We start from the raw sequence: 22,744 nt of genomic DNA on the forward strand, positions 1-22,744 counted from the left end.
TGCCGAGTTCAACGCGTTTGTTAATCGAAGACCCATGGTGGTGCCGTAAGAGGTTGAGCGGTGGGTAGGTTGGCCATTGACCGGGCAAAATCTGGTGACGGTAGAACAATCATTCGACCGAGTAAGTTCGGATGGTCGTATCCACACATCTGGCTACCTAACAGCTCATACTGTCCGGAAGCCGGGGCCTTAAAGGAAGCCTCGAATACGAGCCCCGGTGCAGCCACTTCGTAGAGACCCGTTTCTGGAATCTCTACCAAGTATGCAAAGTCTCGGCTGGTCAACCACAAACGGACGTTCGCCCCCGACGGAATAATCCAATTCCTCACGCCCTGACGATCATCTGGGGTAAACATGATCCCGTCGGCTCCAGGATAGCGAAAGAAGAGCTGGAAATCATCCCCGACGACGTACGCTGAAACCTCTTTAATCGGGGATTCAGCAATAAAGGGCGTCGTCGCGGTGCCCATTGACCTTAAATGCGAAAAACACCAGAGGGCAGCCCAACCCACTGGGACCGACAATATCCCAAGTACAAGTACGGCCACCCGGAATCGCATGCGGGGAACAGACTGGCACATCATGGTCTGAGCCATCGATCGTCGAGAGCGGCGGGTGATTCAATGGTAACCTGAAGGAAGCGAGGTCACCTTCCTTGAGGAGTCAAAACCTACCTGGGCGACTCCATACTTGTCCAGTACTTGTTTCTTGAACTTCGTTTTCGAGGTAAGCAGCGAGCGACACCTTATTAGCGATAACGGAGGAGCCAGGAAACAAGGCCTGGGGAGGCGGGGTGATTGAGGCCTAGGCGGAGCGCAAAGACCCGCGAATGGTTCAAACTTGGTCGTCCGAAGGTTCGAAAGATCATCGGCAGGCGATGATCTGTGTTGGAGCTCGGCCGACGGTGAGCTAGAATGGTGGTATGAAAAACCTGCGTTCTTTTCGTTGGCTCACGTTTCGGCCGATTCCTGTATTGAAATGGACGGTTTTGATCGGGCTGGTCGGATTGGTCGGCGGCGAGTTGAAAGCGGACATGCGGACCTGCGAAGGAACGTATCTGCGACTAACGAGCGATATCGCCGACGAAGCTTCGCTGGCTGATTATGTCTCGTCCTTTGACGCCGCGGTGCCCCAGTGGTTGGCATTTTGGGGCCTACCGATCGACCGCGTCACCGGCTGGCGGATCGACGGTTACCTGATGGGCGACGAAGCCGCGTTTCGAGCTTCGGGAGCATTGCCCGCCACAGTGCCCGCATTCCGGCATGGTTTTGCGTCTCCCGAAACGGTTTGGGTTCAATACCAATCGACCGCGTACTACAACCGGCACTTGATTTTGCACGAAGGCGTTCATGCGCTCGCCATCGGATTGTTCGGTGGCGGTGGCCCGAGTTGGTATATGGAGGGTACGGCCGAATTATTGGCTACCCATCGAGATCCAGTCGAGACGACGACGAATGCTTCCTTACCTCTGCTCGCTCAATCGGTTCGCTCGTTTCGAATCAACGACTTGCCTCGCAACCGACAAGAGTCACCGATGTGGGGACGCTATCGGGTCATCGACGAGAAGCGTCAAGCAAACGCTTTGCCGACGCTGGCGAGTGTGTTGAAACTGCCAATGAATCTGGAAGGGGACGTGGAATCGTACACCTGGACTTGGGCGGCGGCGTTGATGTTAACGCACTATCCCGACACGCGCGACGTGTTCGTCGGTGCCGCGTTCAATGGTCTTGATCAGTCGCCCGCGTTTACGGCGAAGTTCGCGCGAGAGATCCAAAATCGCTGGCCAGTCCTGAGGGCGCGGTGGCAATTGTGGTTGAACGACATGGAGTACGGTTTCGATCCACGCATCAGTCTTGTCGGATTATCCGTCGATGATCCGCGATACGATGGCAGCCCGCTGGATTTGCGAATTGATGCGAATTACGGTTGGCAATCCGCCGGCGTTTGGTTCCCGGATCAGTCGACGATACGGGTCCGTGCCGACGGACGGTGCCGAATCGTTGCGCAATCATCGCTTAAGACGGCCGGGAGCGATCGCCCGGATGGGAACGATACGCCTGAGTTACCGCCGCAGGTCCGAGATTGGATCAGCGAACCGGCCGGAATCACCGCGAAATATCACCGGGGACATCCGATCGGCCAGCTTCAAGTTTGTGTCCTTCCAATTCCGAACCAAGACGACCGGGTGGTCAACGCCTTGGACGTGCGCCCTTGGGTCGGTCCTGTCATGACGATCCCAGTTAACCGTCCGTCGTGGTTGTTGTTCCGGGTCAACGACGTCCCCGGTACCAATGGGGTTTACCAACGCGGTGATAACGGTGGTGCATATCAAGTGATGCTTCAGTAAGCGTCTGACTTCTATTCGACAACGCCACAACTGTTATCGATGAGGTCCTGAAACAGGCCGCAAGTTCGAAATGATCCACACAATCGGCTTACTTTGACGCGACTCGCCGTCCGATTGGTGACCTCTTGAACGATGTGTGCATGCCGGTGTCGTAGGTTTCATCAATCCGAATTGCAAACTTCGGCGAACCAGCACCTTGTCTTATTTGGTCACCCGTCAATGAACGACCCCATCGCACGATTCGAATCCAACGTTCGCGGATACGCGCGATCCTTTCCCGCCGTTTTTGAATCGGCGGTGGGCTCGACCATGACCGATCAGGCTGGCCGAGAATACATCGACTTTTTTTGCGGGGCCGGTTCGCTCAACTATGGGCACAACCATCGAGGTGCCAAGGAAGCGTTGTTGAAATACATCGCCGGCGACGGCATACAACATTCTCTGGACATGGTAACGGTAGCGAAAGCCGAGTTTGTGGAATCGTTTCGTCGCACGATTTTGCATCCGCGTGATTTGAATTACCGATTGCAGTTCACCGGTCCGACGGGGACCAATGCCATCGAAGCTGCGATCAAGTTGGCGAAGAAACAAACCGGTCGGTCACATGTCGTCGCGTTCACAAATGCCTACCATGGCCACTCGCTCGGTTCGTTGGCGCTGACCGGCAACCAATACTACCACCACGAAAATTACGGTTCGCACAACAACGTTACGCATTTGCCCTTCGACGGCTATCTGCGCGGTGTCGACACGAGTTCCATCTTCGAGAAGATGTTGTTCGATCGCGGCAGTGGATTGCCCATGCCGGCGGCGGTGATCTTAGAAACGATTCAAGGCGAAGGCGGCGTCAACGTGGCCGGCGACGGATGGCTGCGACAGATCGCCGAAATTTGCCGTGTGCACGACATTCGTTTGATCATCGATGACATTCAGGTCGGTAACGGGCGCAGCGGAAAGTTCTTTAGTTTTGAACATGCGGGCATCGTCCCCGATATGGTTTGCCTGTCGAAATCGATCGGGGGTGGCCTGCCGATGTCGTTGGTCTTGATCAAGCCGGAGTTCGATGTGTGGCGTCCGGGAGAACACACCGGTACGTTCCGCGGCAACAACTTGGCGTTCGTTGCCGCAGCGGCCGTGTTGAAGCATTGGGAATCGTCGGAGTTCGAAACCGAGATCCGCCAACGCGGCGACATCATCCGCGAACGATTCGAATCGATCGCGGCACGTCATCAAGATAAAGGCATCACGGTTCGCGGTCGCGGCATGATTTGGGGATTGGATCTCCAGTGCGGCGATCGAGCATCCGCGATCACACGTCAAGCCTTTAAGTCGGGATTGTTGATCGAATCGGCTGGAGTTCGAGATCACGTCCTCAAGGCCATGCCCGCCCTCACGATCGAGATCGATTTGCTGCAAGCCGGGCTGGAAGTTCTCGAGACTGCGATCGAACAGGTTCTTGCTCAAGAAACGCTCGTACAAACCGCGCCGCTGGAGACCCCAGTAGCGATTCCAGAATCGAACACCGCGAAGACACCGATCGTTCCGATCTTGGACACGACTACTGGATTGTTGGGAATCACCTCCACGGATTTATCGCTTTCATGAGCACCGCTTCACTCGAAGAACTCAACGTCACCATTCTGTCATCTTGGTCGATCCAGTGTGAACGACACGCCGAGTCGATCGCGATCGAATTCGAAGGCCGCACCTGGACCTATCGACAGCTCGATCAAATCGCGGGCGGGATCGCCGCTTGGTTGATTCAAGATGGTTTGAAAGTCGGCGAAAGTGTGGGATTATGTTTGGATCGTTCCGCCGACGCGATCGCGGCGATGCTTGGCGTGATGAAATCGGGTGGCGTGTTCGTGCCACTGGATCCGGAATATCCCGCCGACCGAATCGCGTACATGATCGATGACGCGGCCGCCACGCGTGTAATCGGGCACGATCGCTATCGCGGTCTGTTCGAGCAGGTTTTGGAACAAAACGAACAGGTCCGCTGGATCGACGCGAACACATTGATGGGTTCGACGAGCGAAGTTTCGGTCAATCTGCCTGACATCGATCCGGCAGCACTTGCCTACATCATGTACACGTCGGGATCGACGGGCAAACCGAAAGGTGTGGAGATTTCGCACTCGTCGCTGGCGGTGTACTGCGATGCCGACATTGAATGCTACCATCTGACCGCCGCCGATCGAACGTTGCAGTTCTCGACGTTGTGTTTTGACATCGCGATCGAAGAAATTTTTCCGCCTCTGTTGACCGGTGGGACGGTCGTCGTCCGTCCGAGAGAGCGTTCCGACGACGCCAATGAATTATCGTCGATCATCGATCAAAATAACGTCACCGCGATTCACCTCGCGACCGCCTATTGGCACCAATGGGTCGACTTGATGGTCGCTACCGGTGCCAAGGTTCCAGCTTCATTGCGATTGGTCATTGCGACCGGTGAAAAGGTCTCGGTGGAGCATTACCACCGTTGGAAATCGTTGTGTGCGCATGACGTCTTGTGGTGCAATGCGTACGGCCCGACGGAAACGACCGTGACGGCCACGGTGTTCATCCCCGACGATGATTTTGATTCGCCGCATATGCCGATCGGCAAACCGCTCAAACGCTATACGGCGTTCATCTTGGACGAGGACCTGCAACCGGTCGGCGACGGACAAACCGGGCATTTGTTTATCGGTGGTCCCGCGCTTGCGATCGGCTACCACCACCGGGAAGATTTGACCCGTCGGGCGTTCGTCGACACGACGATCGACGGGGTCGCTCGACGACTTTATCGCACCGGTGACCTCGCCCGATGGCTACCCGACGGCAACATCGACTTCGCCGGTCGTGTCGACCATCAAATCAAACTCGGGTCGTATCGGATCGAACCGGGCGAGATCGAGGCGGTCATGAATCAATTGCCGGGCGTTCTGGAATCGCTGGTCGTTTACGAACAGGTAGAGACACAAAAATTCCTGATCGCTTACGTCGCCACACAAGATGAGTTATTGACGGCCGATCAGCTCGCCAATGGTTTGCGGACTTCATTACCGGCTTACATGATTCCGTCGCGTTACGCGTTCTTGGAGTCATTCCCCAAGACAATCAACGGGAAGATCGACCGGCCTCGTTTACCCGATCCGTCGTTGGCATTGACGATCGGCGGTGACGACTACGTCGCGCCGCGAAACGATTTGGAACGTCGGCTCGTGACGCTATGGGGCGAGGTATTGAACGTGCCCCGAATCGGTATTCACGATGACTTCTTTCTGCTCGGTGGAAGTTCGCTGTTGGTGACCCAGGTGATCACGCGATTGACCACTGATATGGACTTCGCGATGCCGGTTCGCGATTTCTTTGCCAACCCGACGGTCGCGACATTGGCGCGGCATCTTCAATCAACGCACCCAGATCTGTTTGCGAAGTTTCTGACCGATAGCGAACCGATCGATCAAGACGCACAGCGCGAGGCGGACTTAGTCCAACTGCGACGTCGTCTACCGACGGCAACTCCATTGTTCTTCCACAGCGGTCTGGCTGAGGATCGCATTGCGAGACTTTACGCCGTCGAGTACCGACCACCGGAAGCCGCGACCGTCTCCGATAGGACGTCGCCATCGGCGGTTTTGCTGTGTCACCCGATCGGTCACGAATACACGCGAGCGTACCGCAACTTGCAACAACTCGCCGTTGCGTTATCGAACGCAGGTCATCACGTCATGCGTTTTGATTATTTCGGAACGGGTAATTCCGACGGTGATTGCGACGCGGCAACGTCGACAATACTGCTGCAGAATATTCGCGATGCCCATAGTGAAATCGTATCCCGTTCAGGAATTATGCGAGTCGACGTGGTCGGTTTGCGACTCGGAGCCCTTTTGGCTGCGGAAGTTGGCCCAAATCTTTTCGACCGAACCATCCTTTGGGATCCGGTTCTCGACGGGGAAACGATGTTACGAATGTTTGATCAATTCCATCAACAACAACTGGTGGGTTTGACTCGATATGAACGCCCCCGAACTGAGTCGATTTTCGACCAGAGTTACGGGCATGCGATGTCGCCGGAAAAACGCGATAGTATTTCGTCGCTGCGAATACGGCCGTTGACGGAAAATGATTTCGTTGTCGTGAGTGATGGCTACTTATCAAGCCTTCATGATCGCGACTGGTTGATGCAGCAACCACACCGAACTCTAACACACGACGTGATCGGTTGGGACGATCCTCGATATACCGAAAGTGCCTTCTCGTCACCTGATAGCTTTCAACAGATTGTCTCGTTGCTCGGTTCAGATCAATCGTTTTCAATAGGAGCGAAGTAATGGAACATGCCGTTCAATTCGGTGCCCATCAAAACCTTTCGGGCATTTTCAACGACGCTCAATCCGAGCCGCACAACGGTGGTTCAGAACCGTGTGATACCGCAATCATCATGGTCACGCCGGGGATGTTGCATCATGCCGGACCGTTCCGGTTGCACGTGGACTTGGCAAAATCTTTAGCGGTACAACACCTGCCTTCGTTTCGATTCGACCTGTCGGGGATCGGCGAGAGTTTTGGCATTGGCGCGGGCGGCCGATCGCTCGATCGCGCCGTCGGTGAAATCCGAACCGCGATCGATTGGCTCAACGAGAACCATTCCATCCGCCGCGTGATCTTATTCGGATTGTGCAGTGGAGCCGACGATGGGTTGGCCGCCGCCGTGAACGATCCGCGAATCGTGGGGTTGGTCGCAATGGACGGCTGCGGGTATCGAACTCCCGGCTATTACTGGCACCGGATGATTCACCGTTACCTTCGCCGGAGTTTGGACGCTCGCAAATGGAGAAGTTGGATTCGGCGGCGGTTCATGTCCGCCCCAGACTCGCCCGCTTCGCTGCAACCAGGCGACGACATTCGTGAATTCCCTTCGCGAGCGACCGCCGCGTCTCAGATCGCTCATTTGCTTGACCAGGGAACTCAGTTCCATTTCCTCTACACCGGTGGCGTCTCGGACTACTTCAACCACGCCGGGCAATTCTCCGCGATGTTCCCGGAACTCGCCGGAGCGTCCGGAGTGACGAGTCAGTATTGGCCGGAGATCGATCACGTCGCTTATCTGTGCGAAGACCGCCAGCGGTTGGTGCGTCATGTAACCGATTGCGTGATGGAGATGGAGAGACAAGGTCGACTAAGCGGTTTCGCATCCCAAACACACCACGTGTAGCGACTACATTTGGCAACCGCCGCCGCAACATCGCGGCATTCCGCACGCTTCGCCCGACGCGGCACCCCCGCTGACCGGGAGAGATCGCCCGCCCATCGCCGGGGCGGCGGTAGCGCTCATCAAGCGGTTCAGTCGATCGTCTCCGCAATCCGGGCAAACCGGGGTTTCACTTGGCGATCGAACTAAAATCTCTTTAGTCGACGACGTGCCCGAAACTTCCGAACACTTCTTGCATTCAAACTCGTAAAGGGGCATCAACAGGACTCCGATTGGGTCATTGAAAGGACTCGACAAACGTTGCGATTGGACATTTTAGCTCATATGTCTACAATGCAACTCCCTTCCACACGATGCCCACCCCCCAACTAGGAGAAACAACTTGGCTCTTTCTGTGAAATTTCGTCGCGAAACCTCCCATCGATTCCGTCGCCTGATCGCGACCTTGGCCGTCGGGGCCGCAACTTTTGCCGCCGGCAATGTCGTTTCGGCTCAAGACGCTAGCTTGAAAATGCGGTTTGTCTACGACGGTGCTCCACCGGTCGTCGGGAAGATTGATCCGAACAAGGACCAAGATTTCTGTGGCAAACACGACATTCCGAATGAAAAATTGATCGTCAATTCGGAAAACAAGGGAATTCAGAACGTCATCGTTCACGTGTACACGCGGTCCAGTGGCGACGATCTGCCCAAGACTTCACCTGGCTCGACGACGCACGAGTTGGCCAACGATGAGTGCCGTTTCCAGCCGCATATCGTGATCGCGCAAACCGGTGACAAGCTGAAAATCACCAACCCCGATCCCGTCGGGCACAACGCCAATTTGAATTTCATCAAGAACACCCAACAGAACTTGATGATCCCGGCCGGGCAAGAAAAAGTGGTTGATCTGAAGGAAGAAGAGCCAGCACCGATTCCCGTCGAATGCAACATTCACCCTTGGATGAAGGCTTACGTTGTCGTTCTAGAACACCCGTTTGCCGATGTGAGTGATTCCGACGGCAATATCGAAATCAAAGGCTTGCCATCTGGCAAGGAGATCACATTCGCGGTTCGTTACGAAGGTGGCAAGCTCGACGAAGTCAAAGTCGGTGGCAAAGAAACCGAATGGAAACGCCAGCGATTCGAAGTCGAATTGAAAGCCGGTGAAAATGATTTGGGCGAGATTTTGGTTCCCGCCGGAGCCCTTTCGGCCGATTGAGAAATAGCACAATTAGTGCTTCGTCAAGATTTAATAATTTTAGGGTGAGCCGAACACGCTAGCGGGCTGTTGATTTAGTTTGCATCGTAACCCGAAGCGTGAGCGAGGGATACCTACAAAGGATTTAATGGCGCTGAATCCCTCGCTGACGCTTCGGGTTACGATTAAATCAACACGCCTCTAGCGGCGTGTTGGTTTAGTCTTCATCGAAACCCGCTGCGTAAGCGAGGGATACTCACAAGAGAGTTAATCGCGTTGAATCCCTCGCTGACGCTTCGGGTTACGATTAAATCAGCTGACGCTTCGGGTTACGATTAATTCAACAGCCCGCTAGCTTCGAACCTCATCGAAATGCCACGTGACGTTTTGGTGAGCCCCCCCCGCCCCTCACGCCTCGCCTCTCCTTCCACTTTTGGAAGTCCCTCCTTCATTGACCACCGTTTGTGTGGTTTGACTCGCTCATGCGAAATCTACTCCCTTACCATTGCTTCGCCTCGGCAGTTTTCGGGTCGGCGGTCTGCATGTTGCTATCCTTGCAGTCATGGTCGCAAGCCATCGCGGACGTCGTCGATCAGTCCGCCAAACAATGGGAACAAACCGGTTGGCCGTTGTTGGAAACTTACTGCGTGGATTGCCACAGCCCCGACTATTCGGAAGCCGAAGTTGACCTGACCTTACTCAAGACGCTCGAAGGCGTTCGCGAAAACGGTGACTTGGCGACCCACGTGTTGGGAATGATCCGTTTCGGCGCGATGCCGCCTGAGGACGCCGAACTTCCGACGTCCGATGAACGTCGCGAGATGGCCGATCGGCTCGACAACTTGGTCTTTCACAGCACCTGTGATTTACGGCCTCGCCCCGGCAAGACCACCGCCCGGCGACTCAACCGGGCCGAATACAACCATGCGATCCGAGATCTGTTCGGGATGGATTTACGTCCGGCCGATCGATTCCCGTCCGATGAAGTCGGCGGCGGATTCGACAACAACGCGGACGTGTTATCGTTGTCCCCGATGTTGATGGACAAGTATCTGACCGCAGCGGAGTTCGTGACTTCGCAGATCATTGTCGATCCGGAAACCCTCCCCAACGTCAATCAAACCTTCACGGGCGTGACGCTGAACCTGATCGGCGACACCCGAACGGGTAGTTTCGGTCAACGTTACGTGCAATCCGACGGAGTCGTTTGGGTCGAGTTCGACGTTCCCGTCGGCGGTCAATACTCGATCGAGATGATTGCTTCGCCGTCGAAGGCAGATTACGGCAAGGTGTTGTCAACGATGCACTCTCCCGACGGAATTTTGAAGGCGGTATTTGAACACGAAAGCCGCGACAGTTCGGGAAGCGACGACCACGAGTCGACCCGCCTAACGCTTGCTCCAGGCAAATCACGGTACTTCTTCCGCACGACTTCCATTCCGGCTGAAAAGCGTGAGGAGCTGTTGAAGAATGATCCTCATTGGCAAATCAACGAGTCGCGATTCGAACCGATTACTCAGCTAACTCAAGAGGCGATCGAAGCTTCGCGTTTGCCTGCCGGAACGTCACTCAAACCGGATCGAAAAATCGATGAGGACGAGTTTCCGTTTCGCTTCCGTTCGATCGTCGTCCGCGGACCGAGCGAATCGACGCGGGAAGATCTTCCTCCAGCGCAGCGGATGGTACTTCGGAAGATGGCGTCCAAGCGAGGCGATTATTTCGTTAACGTCGCGCCCTCCGCCAAGGAATGTTTGAAACCGATTTTAACCACCGCGTTCCGTACTCCGGTCACCGATGAGGATTTGGCTCCCTACGTATCGGTTGTCGAACAAATGACCGAACGAGGAAGCACTTATCACGAAGCGATGCGAGTCGCAATCTCGGCCGTTTTGGTTTCGCCACGCTTCCTGTTCCGGGTCGAAGTCCCCGAGACCGATGCGGATCGCAAGCTTGCCGAGTCGGGGCAACCGGTGCCGCTGTCGTCGAATCAATTGGCCAGCCGTTTGTCGTTCTTCTTGTGGAGCAGCCTGCCGGACGATCGACTACTCAAAGCTGCCTCGAACAATGAATTGAAATCGCCGAAGAAACGAATCGAGCACGTTCGACGGATGTTGTCGGATCCCAAAGCGGAATCACTCGGTTCAGAATTCGCACGCCAATGGTTCGGACTTGGTGGCCTGAGCGGTCGAGACTTCAGCGAACTGAATCGATCCGGTCGATCGGAGACGCCGGTCGAACTGAGTGCGGAGACACTGTCCCGTGAAACGGAAGCATTGTTCTTGCATTTGTTGCGAGACAACCGTCCGGTGACCGAATTGTTGACTGCCGATTACACCTTCGCCAACGAAGACCTAACGAAATGGTATGGGCTCGATCGTCCCACCGATCCAAAAGTCCCTGCCGACCAATTCATCCAAATCAATGGCGTCGATCCGGCTCGGCCGGGAATCTTGGGTCATGCCGGAGTGTTGGCGTTGACGAGTTATCCGATCCGCACGTCCCCGGTACAGCGAGGCAAATGGATCCTTGAAAACGTGCTCGGCACGCCGCCACCCGAGGCCCCGCCGGGCGTTCCGGGTTTGGAAGAAACCAAGACCGCGTCGGCCGATGCGACGCTGCGTGAACAACTCGAACTGCACCGCGCCGATCCCGGTTGCGCTTCATGCCACCGGGTGATGGATTCGCTCGGATTCGGTTTAGAAGAGTTCGATCACCTCGGACGTTTGCGTTCATCCGACAACCCCGCTCGGCGGGAAGCGGGTGGGGAATTGCCGGGCGGTCGGGCGTTCCAAGGGACCCGAGAATTGGCGACCTTGATCGCCGATTCGGAAACTCGCAAGCTCGCCGAGACCGCCGTCCGGCGGATGTTGGCGTTCGCCATCGGACGTGAACTACGACCGAGCGATCGATGCTTCGTCGAAGCCATCTTGGACGAAACGGCCAAGAATCAATACCGAGTCCGTGACTTGCTCGAACAAGTAATCGAAAGTCCGCCGTTCTTAAACCATCAAGCCGAACTGCCGACGCCGTCGGACCAGGTCGCTGATGACACGACGCCTCCAACGAAAGGGAAGTCATGACGAACCGACATCTACCAACCAACCTCAAGGGCGGTCACCGCATCGATCGTCGTACCCTGTTGCGTTCGACCGGTTTCGCCTTGGGCTTGCCGATGCTCGAATCGATGACGCCGATGGCGAGCAGCGCGTTCGCTACGCCAGACTCCGGTAACGCGTCGCAGTCCGCCCCCGTTCGCATGGCTTGCGTGTTTTTTCCTAACGGAGCGATCCCGTCGGCATGGCGTGTCTCGCCAGAACTCAAAGCAGAAAACACTGACCTCGTCACGAAAGACTGGGAGTTCAGTGAATCCTTGCGTCCGCTCGAGAACGTTCGATCCAAGATCAACATCATCGACGGCTTGGCACTCGATAGCGGACGATCGAAGTCCGACGGCGCGGGCGATCACGCGCGGGGTGGATCGACTTTCTTGACGGCAGCCCGACCGGTGAAGACAAGCAGCAACATCCGTTTGGGTATCTCGGTCGATCAAGTCGCCGCGACCGCTCTGACCGGACAAACGTTGTTGCCTTCGATCGAACTCGGATTGGTCGACAGTCGCAACGCGGGCAGTTGCGACTCGGGATACAGTTGCGCGTATTCGTCGAATATATCCTGGCGAAATGAAACGCAACCGATGCCCAAGGAAACGATCCCGCGTTTGGCGTTCGAACGATTGTTCGGAACCGGTGATGCCGCCGCCGAGCGTGAACAACGGATGGTCCGAAAGAGCATCTTGGACATCGTCCGACGTGATGCCGAGAAGTTAATGAAACAGGTCGGTCAAACCGATCGTCGCAAACTCGACGAGTACTTTACTAGCATCCGTGAAATCGAATTACGGATCGAACGCACCGAAGCGGAAGACCAAGCCTCTTTGCCGGACTTGCAAGTTCCCTTCGGTCGCGTTTCGGCGTTCCGTGAACACGTCCGCTTGATGTACGACTTGATGGTCGTCGCTTTTCAAACCGACACCACCCGCGTCGCGACGTTGATGGTCGACAACGCTGGGGGCAATCGATCGTACACGGAAGTCGGCGTGAAGGACGCCCACCATGGCCTGAGCCATCACCGCGAGAAACCGGACACGGTCGAAAAAATTCGCAAGATCGACCATTATCTTGTCGAGCAATTTGCGTACTTCGTCGAGAAACTCGATGCGACCAGCGACGCCCATGGATCGTTGCTGGATCAATCGATGATTCTCTACGGCAGCGGACTCGGTGACGGAAATCGACATACCCACCATGACCTGCCGATCGTGGTCGCCGGTGGAGCGGGCGGCCGCATCGAAGGCGGACGATTGCTGCGATACGCGAGCGAGCAACCGATGGCCAACTTGTTCATGTCAATGCTCGGAGGCATGTCGGTTCAAGTCGATTCGATCGGCGATAGCACCGGAACGCTCGCAGGATTCTTGTCGTAACCAATCGCCCCGAAGCCAATCGCCCCGTCGCGAAACTCGCCAAGAGTTTCGGAAATGTCCGATCGGTTCGCTCGCGAACTTCAACGCGATCGCGTTGCGTCGGATCCACTCTTACGATCCGACGTATCGATCGTATAGCGATCGCGCGTGCGGAATATCGCGAACCCCGTTGATCACGGCCCGCCCGTCGCGAAATAGCGTCAACGATTGGTTTTCGGAGAGGATCAGTCGGACGAAGAACCTCGACGATTGAACTTTGCCAACTTTTGCCCACGCCGTCGCGATGCGGGTAAGGTCGATCGATCGATTAACGTCGGTGCGACCGGTGATTTGAACAGCATTGCGTCCGCATAGTGTTTGAGACTGTTCGCTCGACTCTTCGGTCGCGTTTAGGAAATCGTAACGTCCTTGGCCACATGCGACGCAGTTGGTTTGGACGCAAGACGCCATCGAGATCGATCGCATTTGATTGGTCCACAAGTCGATCGACTGCACGTTCGTGCTGACCGCGTTGCGATTGCCTGAGATCCACTTCAAGGCCTCGCACGCTTGTAGGCTCGCGATCAAATGAGTCGCCGGACCGATCACACCGGCGGTATCGCAGGTCTCCGTTTCGCCGGGGGCGGGAGCCTGAGGCAAAAGGCACCGAAAGCACGGCGAGTCACCTTGAAACAAATGCACTTGTCCCGACGCGCCGACACAACCGCCATGGACCCAAGGCGTTTGATTGGCAAGTGACCAATCGTTGAGCAACAAACGCAGACCGAAGTTGTCCGACGCGTCGATCACCAAATCGCAACCGCGAAGATGTTCGTCGATATTCCATGACGTGATGTCGACGACATGTTCGCCAATTTGAATCGACGAATTGATTCGTCGCAGATGCTTGGCGGCCGCCTCGGCTTTTGCGGATGCGGCAATCGCATCGGCTTCGTCGTAGAGCGACTGCCGTTGTAGGTTGCTCCACTCGACCAGATCACGATCGATCAATCGCAATCGACCGACACCGGCGCGGGCGAGCAATTCGGCTGCAACCGAACCGAGCGCGCCACAACCCAAGATCGCGACGTCGGCGTTCTCGATGTTGTGTTGGCCGGACTCACCGATCGCGGCGAATTGCGATTGGCGAATGTAACGGTCTTCGGGGCGTGAGATGCTCATGTCGAACGAGAGAGGAAAGCCGAATCAGTGGGTTTGTAAGCCGGGTTTTGTAACTTCGGTCATCCGCCCGCTCCGAGAGCGAACCGACAACCTCCGCCGGTGACCATTTATCTGTGCACGACGATTGCTCGCCGCCTCAATTGCGACCTACCCGGATGTCGGGCGAAGCGGGCCGCTTCGACAATCCACCCTGTTTGGTCTAGCTCCGGATGGGGTTTACCAAGCCGAACGAGTCACCCCGTCCGCTGGTGCGCTCTTACCGCACCGTTTCACCCTTACCACGCATGGATCCTTGCGAACCCACCGTTCGGCGGTCTGTTCTCTGCTGCACTTTCCCTAACCTCACGGCCGGTCGACGTTATCGACCATCCTGCCCTGTGGAGCCCGGACTTTCCTCCAGTGTTCGAGATCGACCGGCACCAATGGAGCCGACCAACCCGAGCACCAGCGATCACCCCACCCACTGAATCGGCGACCAAACAGCATCGCGTTTGGATCAAGTGACCGCAAGCGGGCCTACCGGGTTACGCCGGCTCCGTCATCGTTTGAACTCGCAATGTGCAATCGAAGAAACCCGCGGGTAAAGGAAGAAACCTGCAGCTAACAATGGCTTCATGACGAGAATCGAGACCTTCTTGTTCAGTTGCCGTTTCAGGCATGTTCACCGCGACAAAGGACCGCTATAGGAAGGCAGCGTCCCCAGATCGCTTTCTTTTCTTGTATGCAACGGCATCAACACGTGGCTCCATCGAATACTCCAATCCAATCGAACGCCGTGGCCATCCAGGCTTCCGCGGTCGATCAAGAAGCCTCTCCCAAGACGATGTCGGCCTACCGGCATACCAAGATCGTTGCGACTTTGGGGCCGGCGACCGAATCTCGAGAAAAACTTACCGAGCTGATTGTCGCAGGCGTCGACGTCATGCGTTTGAACATGGCACACGGAACGGGCGATTGGGTCCGTGAGATCGTCGCGCGGATTCGAGAGGTCTCGGTCGAAGTCGGACGTCATGTGGCCGTGATGATCGACGTGAAGGGCCCTGAGATTAGGACCGGGCCGGTTAGCGAACCGATCGTCTTGGCTTCCGGCGATCGTCTGCGACTTTGTGTCCGTGAAGAGGATCTCGTCGGAGACGTACCGTCGGTGACGGTGAACTATCCGGAGCTGCCGCGCGACGTCGAAGTTGGCGCGACCGTGTTGATCGACAGCGGTCTGATGCGATTGAAGATTCTGTCCAAAGACGAACACGTGATCGTTTGCAAGGTGATGACGCCGGGCAAGATCGGTTCACGACGCCATATCAACTTGCCGGGCATTGAAATCAAACTGCCGGCGCTGACGGAAAAAGACAAGAACGATTTGCGAGCCGGTGTCGAAGCGGGCATCGACTTCGTCGCCTTGTCGTTCGTTCGACAAGCCGACGATGTGCATGCGCTGCGTGCGTTCTTGGACGCCTTGGGATCTCCCGCAAGGATCATTGCCAAGATCGAAGAGCAAGCCGGCGTGCGGAACATGCATGCGATCATCCGCGCGGCCGATTCGATCATGGTTGCCCGAGGTGACCTCGGGATTGAAATCGATTTCCATCGATTACCGTTGGTTCAAACCGAACTCGTCCAAGCTTGCCAAGCCGAGGGCAAACCGGTGATCATCGCGACGCACCTGCTCGAATCGATGATCGAATCACCGATCCCAACGCGAGCCGAGATCTCCGATGTTTGCAACGCGGTACGCGAGCAAGCGGACGCGGTCATGCTTTCCGGCGAAACGACGACCGGCGCCTATCCCGTCGAATCTGTTGAAGTCCTCAAGAGTATCCTGCTGAGTATCGAACCGTCGGTCAGCAGCCAACTGAATCAGCGAATTCAACTACGTGAACCCAAAGCCAAGATGCTGCGTTCTTCGGCGATCTTGGCGCAAGACCTAGGCCAATCCGGAATCGTGGTGTTCACCCGTAGCGGATTCTTGGCCTACGTGTTGGGGGCACTTCGCCCGCGCGGCATCCCGATTTTTGCCTTCACCGATGTGGAAACCACGTTTCGTCAAATGCTGTTGCCTTGGGGTGTTGAGCCATTCCTGATGGAATTTTCCGATGATCCCGAGGTCACCATTCAAGCGGCGCTGGAAAGGCTGCGAAATAACAAGTGGTGTCCCTCCGGTGTGTGGTTGGGCGTGATTACCAACGCCCTAGCCGACGACAAAATCATCGACACCTTGCAGTTGCGACAAGTCCCCTAAGTAGGCTGGGTCGCAGCGATAGCGAAGACCCGGCAGTCTTATAGCCAATAGCCAATCCCTACGTTCCGCGTTGGCAGCGTTCGCAAAAATACATTTTTCGCGACGCGATTTTGTCCTGGCTGATCTTGCCGTTGCATCGTGGGCAATGCGTTTTTCCGTAGACACGAAAACGCTCGTCATTGCCCAATTGCGTCAGCGGCTTGCCGGCTTCTTTTGACGTGACGCTGATGATTCGTCCGTGTTTCAGGCTGACCCGCATCATCTTCGTCATCGACTTCCACAAATCGTTGAATCGTGAGGGATCGATTTCGTTGCCCGGCAACTTCGGGTCCATTCCAATTTCAAACAGGATCTCTGCGCGGAATATGTTGCCGACTCCTGCCAAGATCGTCTGGTCCAGCAAGAGTCCTCCGATCGGCTTGCCGCTGGCGGAGACCTTCGCAAACACATCCGACTTTTTGCCGCCCGATAAAGGATCCGGCCCCAGCTTTTCACAGATCTCGGTTTGGGTTTCGTGATCAATGACACGGCACTGCGTCGGTCCGCGTAAGTCCAACGTCTGTGCCGAGCCGATCCAGCGCATTCGCACTTGGCCACGCGGTGGTCGTGGCGGAGAGTCTTGGACTGCGAAGCTGCCGTAACGCCCCAGGTGGACGTGAACGATCCGGGCGTTTTCGAACTCGTAGAACAGATGCTTGCCCACGGCCCGGACGGACGCCAGAACGCATCCGTCGATCTTTTTTGCATCCGCCGAAAAACGGCCCTGGGGCGAGGACACGCCCAACGTCTCGCCGGCGAACAGGGCGTTGTGTTCGCTAGCCAAGTAATGCGTCTTGTGGCCCTCAGGCATGAGACGACTTCGCCGCGATACGCTCGGGCAGTCGTCCTTCGCTGCGTACTGTTTCGATCGCGGAATCGAGGACTTGGTTGTAGTACTTCAGGCGGGTTTCGGCATGGTCGAGCGACCCGCCGAAAGAGCGATCCAGGTCCAGATAAATCAGCGGAACCGGAATCTCCAAAACCGACAGTCCCGCCGCCGCCGCTTGCACCCAAAGTTCCAGTGGCATTGCGTAGCCGTCGTCGGTGATTTTGAATGCTTGCAGCGCTTCGGCGCGATAGGCCTTGAAGCCACAGAAGGCATCCGTCAATGAGAACCCGAGACGCTCGTTGATGTCGGCGGTGATCCGGCGATTGATGAACATTCTTTCCTGGGGAGGCTCATCATCGCCCTCGTATTTTTTCAGATACCGGCTGCCTGAAACAATGTCTGCAGTTTTGGCTGCTTCGATGAACCGTGGGATTCGGTGCGGTTGATGTTGGCCGTCGCAGTCCAGCGTCACGACGCCCGCATATCCATGGTGAAGCGTGTACTCGAAAGCCGACCGCAAGGCCGCCCCATAGCCGCGATTGCGTTCATGGTGAATCACGTCGATTTGATCCGGTTGGCCGTCGCGGCGACTCCTCAGTTTCTCGGTCGTTCCGTCGGAGCTGCCGTCGTCAACGACCAAGATTCGATCGCTGTGCCGCAGAACCTCATCAAGAACCCCGTCGACGTAGTTCACTTCGTTATAGACCGGTAACGCCACCAGCCAGCGCGGCGGTTGAGAGGCGGAAAGATGAGGACCGGCAGACGAGTGTTCGGAAACGGATCGCGACATAAAACTTCTCAAAAAAACAGATTCCTTGCCAATGCGGCAGGTCGCACAGCGCGATTGAAGCATCATAGCGATGATGCAAGGGCTGTACCAATCGCCGCCTGGGCGGGCAAACGCAGAGGCCGCGAAGACGCGGAAATGAATGTTGATTGAAAGTTCGAGGTTCTGCGGCCCCTTTGTGCATCAGATATCACCGCTTCTGATATTGATTGAGAACAATCGATACAAGCCCGACGCGCGACGGTCTGTTGATTTAATCGTAACCCGAAGCGTCAGCGAGGGATTCAACGCCATTCATTCTTTTTTAAGTATCCCTCGCTCACGCATCGGGTTTCGATGAGAACTAAATCAACAGCCCGGCGAGCGAGGGAATTCGTTCCAGTCTTTTCAATACCAGCGAATCCACTCGCTTGCCGGCGTGTTGATTTAGTCCGTTCGTCAGTTTTTGTGAGCCGATGGCGCTAGCCACGGGTTCCGAATGGTGGCTTAATTGCCGTAAAGCCCGCGGCTAGCGGGCTGTTGATTTAGTCCTCATCGAAACCCGAAGCGTGAGCGAGGGATACATACAAAGGACTTAATGGTGATGAATCCCTCGCTCACGCTTCGGGTTACGATTAAATCAACACGCCGCTAGGCCGTCGGCTCACTAAATCAACACGCAGTTGCGCGCCGGGCTTGTCTGTTTGCGGCGTTGCCGCTTTAAGAATAGCGTGGGTAAGACCCGCTGAAAAAAATCCCCGCAAATGCGCTGAGTTGAGCTTGACTGAGTGACTTAGGTTCGCCAAACTCCCCCCTTCAATCGCCGAGGCGGCTGTTTTTTCATGCGGTATTGCACTTGCAGACATCGCAAAAACTGCTTCGGTGAAGACAACAGTGGGAGAACATGCCGCTGTGTCGTCGACCGAGTGCATTTCGTTCGTCACGAGATGCTTGTCAACCTACCCGCTAGACGGGCAGTTTGGCCACTCCTTCGAATGGCCCAGGTCCGTGTGTGCTCGCCAAACCACCCGACAACATGAGTCGTGACTAATATGGGAAAGAAATCCAAGCGGTATCGTTCCGCTCTCGCTAAACAACCCAAGGAACTCCAGCCGCTTCCCAAAGCGGTCGAGACCTTGAAGACCTACGACGCAACTAAGTTCGACCAGACGGTCGAAGTTCATATGCGTTTGGGTGTTGACCCGAACCAAGCGGATCAAATCATCCGCGGTTCGTTGGTTTTGCCCCACGGTATCGGCAAGACCCAACGCGTCGTTGTTTTCGCCAAGGGTGACCAAGCCAAAGCCGCTGAAGCCGCCGGTGCGGACGAGGTCGGTCAGGACGATTTGGCCAAGAAAATCAAAGACGGTTACACCGATTTCGACGTTTGTATCGCCGCTCCCGACATGATGGGTTTGGTCGGTCCTCTCGGACGGGTGCTCGGTCCTCGCGGATTGATGCCCAGCCCCCGAGCGGGAACGGTCACCGCAGACGTCGGCAAAGTCGTCGGTGAGTACAAGGCCGGTAAGGTCGAGTTCCGAAACGACAAGGGCGGCAACGTCCACGCGATGGTCGGCAAGATGAGCTTCGAGTCGCAAAAGCTCGAAGAAAACATCACCGCGTTCGTGAACTACATCGCCGGCATGAAGCCCCAGTCTGTTAAGGGCACTTACATTAAAGGCGTTGCCATCTGTGCAACGATGACCCCTAGCGTTCGAGTTGCCACCTAGAATCATGAGTAAATACGTTAAAGAACTGGTCACCCGTGACCTGAAGCGTCGTCTCGATGGTGTCACCGACGCGGTTACCGTCACCTGCTCCGGCATGGACGCGATTACAACCAACGAGCTTCGCGGCGAGTTGGAAGCCAAAAACATCAATATGATGGTCGTCAAGAATTCGCTGGCACGTCGTGCCACCGAAGGCTCGTCGATCGCTCCGGCATTCGAAGGTACCTCCGGGCAAATCGCCGTCCTATGGGGCGCCGAAGATTTCGTCTCGCTGGTCAAAGAAGTGGTTCGTCTGGATAAAGACTCCGCAAAGTACGGCAAGTTTGTTGCTGTCGGCGGCGCGATGGACGGCGAAGGCCTCGATCAAGATGCCGTCAAGGCGATCAGCAAGTGGCCCAGCCGCGAAGAACAACTCTCGATGTTGATGGGACAGATCCTAGGCCCAGGTGCCAACTTGTCTGCCGCCATGCTCGGCCCCGGCCGAATGCTTAATAGCCAAATTAAAAAGAAGGGCGAAGGCGACGAAGAATAGGTCCGTCCCTCTTCGTTTCCCGCAATCCCTCTGCTCTTACCGTTTCCGAAATTCCCGAATCACCTTTTTCGTTTTTGAGGTAGTTTGACATGTCCGATGAAGCAACTGCGACCGTTGAATACAGCGCCGAAGCAAAAGAACTCGGCGACAAGATCGCCAACATGACCCTGAAGCAAGCCAAAGAATTGAGCGATTACCTCAAGGATGAGCACGGCATCGAGCCTGCCGCCGGTGGTGGCGCTGTGATGATGGCTCCCGCCGGTGACGCCGGTGCTCCCGCTGCCGTCGAGCAAACCGAATTCGACGTCGTCTTGACCGCCTTCGGCGACAAGAAGTTGAACGTCGTGAAGGTCGTTAAGAACATCACCGGCGCTTCGCTGATGGAAGCCAAGAAGATGGTCGAAGGCGTGCCCGCCACGCTCAAGGAAGCTGTCTCGAAAGAAGACGCCGAGAAGATCAAGGCCGAAGTCGAAGAAGCCGGTGGATCGGTCGAGCTGAAGTAGTTCGAAACTTTCACGGTTTCTTACCTGCATGGAGTCCTGCCCGATTCGGTTTGTCCGTTCGGAATGGATCGTGTGGTCGATGGCTTGACTTTCGATCGCGTGGTGTCGTGGCGTCGGCCATGACTGAATGATTGCGGTGATTTCGGAAACAAACAACGACGCTTGTTGACCGTATGGTCGGCAAGCGTTTTTGCTGCGCAGTCGGCGGTCAGCCTCCATCAGAGCTGGTTTCAAAAAGCTGCTCGACCTCACATGCTGCGTATTGATTTAATCGTAACCCGAAGCGTAAGCGAGGGATTCAGCGCCATTAAATTCTTTGTAGGTATCCCTCGCTCACCGGCGTGTTGATTTAATCGTAACCCGAAGCGTCAGCGAGGGATTGAACGCCAATAAATCCTTTGTAGGTATTCCTCGCTCACGCTTCGGGTTACGATGCAAACTAAATCAACAGCCCGTCACGCTGCGGGTTGCCAAAACAACTAAACCAACACGCCGCATGCGTCCGGGAGAGCTAGCCGCCGAGATCGAAGGCACGCATGTCTTGCAACTAATAGACAATTGCTAACCGCTAACAGCCAATCGCTAATGATTGCCGGGGCTTCGCCGAAGCGGCTTCGACCCAGCCTACGCTTGACGGCGGGATACGACGGCGGCTTGTAAGTCGGCAAGGATCTCGATCGTTTCGTTCCAGCCGATGCAGGCGTCGGTGACGCTGACCCCGCGAACTAGATTATCGCCGAGCTTCTGGCTGCCTTCGAGTAGATTGCTTTCGATCATCACACCCATGATGCGTTGGTCGCCGTCGGCCACTTGGCTGCAGATGTCGCGACAGACATAACGTTGTCGTTTATGCAGCTTGCGACTGTTCGCGTGGGAGCAGTCGATCATGATGCGAGGCGACAAGTTGGCTTTCTCGAGCAGTTCGGATGCCATGTCGATGCTGGCGGCGTCGTAGTTGGTGTGCTTGCCGCCACGCATGATCACATGGCAGTCTGGGTTTCCCGATGTCGCGAAGATCGCCGAAGTGCCGTCTTTGGTGACCGAAAGAAAATGATGCGGACGGAGTGCCGAACAAATGGCGTCGACGGCGATTTGCACATTGCCGCTGGTTCCGTTCTTGAATCCGACCGGGCATGACAATCCGGACGCGAGTTCGCGGTGTCCTTGGCTTTCGGTCGTTCGTGCCCCGATGGCACCCCAGGCGACCAGGTCGGCGACGTATTGTGGGCTGATTAAATCGAGGAATTCCGTCCCGGTCGGCAAGCCGATCGCGTTAATATCGCGCAGCAATCCACGGGCGGTTCGCAATCCGTAGTTGATCTCGAAACTATCGTCGAGTTTTGGATCGTTGATCAGGCCTTTCCAACCGACGGTCGTGCGTGGTTTCTCGAAGTACACCCGCATCACGATCAGCAAGTCGTCGCTGACTTTCTTTTGTTGTTCGGCGAGTAATCCGGCGTATTCCCGGGCGGCGTCGGGATCGTGAATCGAGCACGGACCGACGACCACGACCAAACGATCATCGCGATGCTCGAGAATATCTTGGATACCCTTGCGGCCGGCCAAGACCGTTTCGGCGACGTTCGGCTCGACCGGAATTTCGTCGATCAGCTCACGCGGCGGCATCAGATTCTTGATGGCGCCGATTCGCAAATCGTCGGTGGGCGGGGTTTGTACTGGATTTGTCATTGAAGGGGGTTTGCCATTGAAAGGGGCTGGTCATCGAAAAGCTGGG

The 22,744-nt window shown here is 56.0% G+C and carries 18 protein-coding genes and 1 other RNA gene; 11 read left to right on the forward strand and 8 right to left on the reverse strand.

What is annotated here, in order from left to right; all coding sequences use genetic code 11:
* Nucleotides 1–20: 20 nt before the first annotated feature.
* A complete protein-coding gene (locus tag Pla100_RS01145; protein ID WP_146575859.1) occupies nt 21–470 on the reverse strand; it encodes a cupredoxin domain-containing protein in 450 nt (149 codons plus the stop codon).
* A gap of 452 nt (nt 471–922) precedes the next feature.
* On the opposite strand from Pla100_RS01145, the gene Pla100_RS01150 reads away from it, so the two are divergent.
* From Pla100_RS01150 to Pla100_RS01165, 4 genes are all read left to right on the forward strand, one after another.
* Complete coding sequence (locus Pla100_RS01150) at nt 923–2,347, forward strand: hypothetical protein (protein WP_231602536.1); 1,425 nt, start codon at nt 923–925, stop codon at nt 2,345–2,347.
* A gap of 219 nt (nt 2,348–2,566) precedes the next feature.
* Nucleotides 2,567–3,952, forward strand: a complete 1,386-nt coding sequence (ectB, locus tag Pla100_RS01155) for a diaminobutyrate--2-oxoglutarate transaminase (RefSeq protein WP_146575860.1) — start codon at nt 2,567–2,569, stop codon at nt 3,950–3,952.
* A complete protein-coding gene (locus tag Pla100_RS01160) occupies nt 3,949–6,666 on the forward strand; it encodes an amino acid adenylation domain-containing protein (protein WP_146575861.1) in 2,718 nt (905 codons plus the stop codon). Before ectB ends, Pla100_RS01160 begins: the two co-directional genes overlap by 4 nt.
* Nucleotides 6,666–7,550 carry a serine aminopeptidase domain-containing protein gene (locus tag Pla100_RS01165; RefSeq protein ID WP_146575862.1) on the forward strand — a complete coding sequence of 295 codons (885 nt, stop codon included), beginning with the start codon at nt 6,666–6,668 and terminating at the stop codon, nt 7,548–7,550. Before Pla100_RS01160 ends, Pla100_RS01165 begins: the two co-directional genes overlap by 1 nt.
* A 3-nt stretch (nt 7,551–7,553) precedes the next feature.
* Here the strand turns inward: Pla100_RS01165 and Pla100_RS32130 are convergent, their stop codons facing one another.
* The gene (locus Pla100_RS32130) at nt 7,554–7,805 is read right to left on the reverse strand and encodes an FmdB family zinc ribbon protein (RefSeq protein ID WP_146575863.1); all 252 of its coding nucleotides are present in this window, start codon (nt 7,803–7,805) and stop codon (nt 7,554–7,556) included.
* Between the two features lie 124 nt (nt 7,806–7,929).
* Here Pla100_RS32130 and Pla100_RS01175 point away from each other — a divergent pair, with 124 nt between their 5' ends.
* The 3 genes from Pla100_RS01175 to Pla100_RS01185 all read left to right on the forward strand — a co-directional run bounded on the left by Pla100_RS01175 (nt 7,930) and on the right by Pla100_RS01185 (nt 13,210).
* Complete coding sequence (locus tag Pla100_RS01175; RefSeq protein ID WP_231602537.1) at nt 7,930–8,748, forward strand: methylamine utilization protein; 819 nt, start codon at nt 7,930–7,932, stop codon at nt 8,746–8,748.
* 461 nt (nt 8,749–9,209) lie between these two features.
* The gene (locus Pla100_RS01180; protein ID WP_146575864.1) at nt 9,210–11,807 is read left to right on the forward strand and encodes a DUF1592 domain-containing protein; all 2,598 of its coding nucleotides are present in this window, start codon (nt 9,210–9,212) and stop codon (nt 11,805–11,807) included.
* Entirely contained in the window at nt 11,804–13,210 is a 1,407-nt protein-coding gene (locus Pla100_RS01185) for a DUF1552 domain-containing protein (protein WP_146575865.1), read from the forward strand. Before Pla100_RS01180 ends, Pla100_RS01185 begins: the two co-directional genes overlap by 4 nt.
* Before the next feature lie 111 nt (nt 13,211–13,321).
* On the opposite strand, the gene Pla100_RS01190 is transcribed toward Pla100_RS01185, so the two are convergent.
* Nucleotides 13,322–14,371 (reverse strand): ThiF family adenylyltransferase, encoded by a 1,050-nt coding sequence (locus Pla100_RS01190; RefSeq protein ID WP_146575866.1) that lies wholly within the window; start codon nt 14,369–14,371, stop codon nt 13,322–13,324.
* A gap of 20 nt (nt 14,372–14,391) precedes the next feature.
* Nucleotides 14,392–14,838: RNase P RNA component class A (rnpB, locus tag Pla100_RS01195), an RNA gene on the reverse strand.
* A gap of 308 nt (nt 14,839–15,146) precedes the next feature.
* Here rnpB and pyk point away from each other — a divergent pair.
* A complete protein-coding gene (gene pyk, locus Pla100_RS01200) occupies nt 15,147–16,610 on the forward strand; it encodes a pyruvate kinase (protein WP_231602539.1) in 1,464 nt (487 codons plus the stop codon).
* A 58-nt stretch (nt 16,611–16,668) separates the two neighbouring features.
* Here pyk and Pla100_RS01205 read toward each other — a convergent pair whose 3' ends face one another.
* The 3 genes from Pla100_RS01205 to Pla100_RS01215 form a co-directional block, all read right to left on the reverse strand.
* Nucleotides 16,669–17,460, reverse strand: coding sequence for an Fpg/Nei family DNA glycosylase (locus Pla100_RS01205; protein WP_146575867.1), 792 nt, complete (start codon nt 17,458–17,460; stop codon nt 16,669–16,671).
* On the reverse strand, nt 17,453–18,268 hold the full coding sequence (locus tag Pla100_RS01210; RefSeq protein WP_146575868.1) for a glycosyltransferase family 2 protein: 816 nt from the start codon (nt 18,266–18,268) through the stop codon (nt 17,453–17,455). Before Pla100_RS01210 ends, Pla100_RS01205 begins: the two co-directional genes overlap by 8 nt.
* 611 nt (nt 18,269–18,879) lie before the next feature.
* Nucleotides 18,880–19,176 carry a hypothetical protein gene (locus Pla100_RS01215; protein WP_197167620.1) on the reverse strand — a complete coding sequence of 99 codons (297 nt, stop codon included), beginning with the start codon at nt 19,174–19,176 and terminating at the stop codon, nt 18,880–18,882.
* A 120-nt stretch (nt 19,177–19,296) separates the two neighbouring features.
* Here Pla100_RS01215 and rplA point away from each other — a divergent pair, with 120 nt between their 5' ends.
* The 3 genes from rplA (at nt 19,297) to rplL (ending at nt 21,009) form a co-directional block, all read left to right on the forward strand.
* Nucleotides 19,297–19,974, forward strand: coding sequence for a 50S ribosomal protein L1 (gene rplA / locus Pla100_RS01220; protein WP_146575870.1), 678 nt, complete (start codon nt 19,297–19,299; stop codon nt 19,972–19,974).
* 4 nt (nt 19,975–19,978) lie between these two features.
* Complete coding sequence (gene rplJ / locus Pla100_RS01225) at nt 19,979–20,506, forward strand: 50S ribosomal protein L10 (RefSeq protein WP_146575871.1); 528 nt, start codon at nt 19,979–19,981, stop codon at nt 20,504–20,506.
* 89 nt (nt 20,507–20,595) lie between these two features.
* Complete coding sequence (rplL, locus tag Pla100_RS01230; RefSeq protein WP_146575872.1) at nt 20,596–21,009, forward strand: 50S ribosomal protein L7/L12; 414 nt, start codon at nt 20,596–20,598, stop codon at nt 21,007–21,009.
* Nucleotides 21,010–21,633: 624 nt separating this feature from the next.
* On the opposite strand, the gene Pla100_RS01235 is transcribed toward rplL, so the two are convergent.
* Nucleotides 21,634–22,698, reverse strand: a complete 1,065-nt coding sequence (locus Pla100_RS01235; protein WP_146575873.1) for a 3-deoxy-7-phosphoheptulonate synthase — start codon at nt 22,696–22,698, stop codon at nt 21,634–21,636.
* Nucleotides 22,699–22,744: the final 46 nt, after the last annotated feature.

The sequence above is a fragment of the Neorhodopirellula pilleata genome (assembly GCF_007859915.1).
Classification (GTDB): Bacteria; Planctomycetota; Planctomycetia; order Pirellulales; family Pirellulaceae; genus Rhodopirellula; species Rhodopirellula pilleata.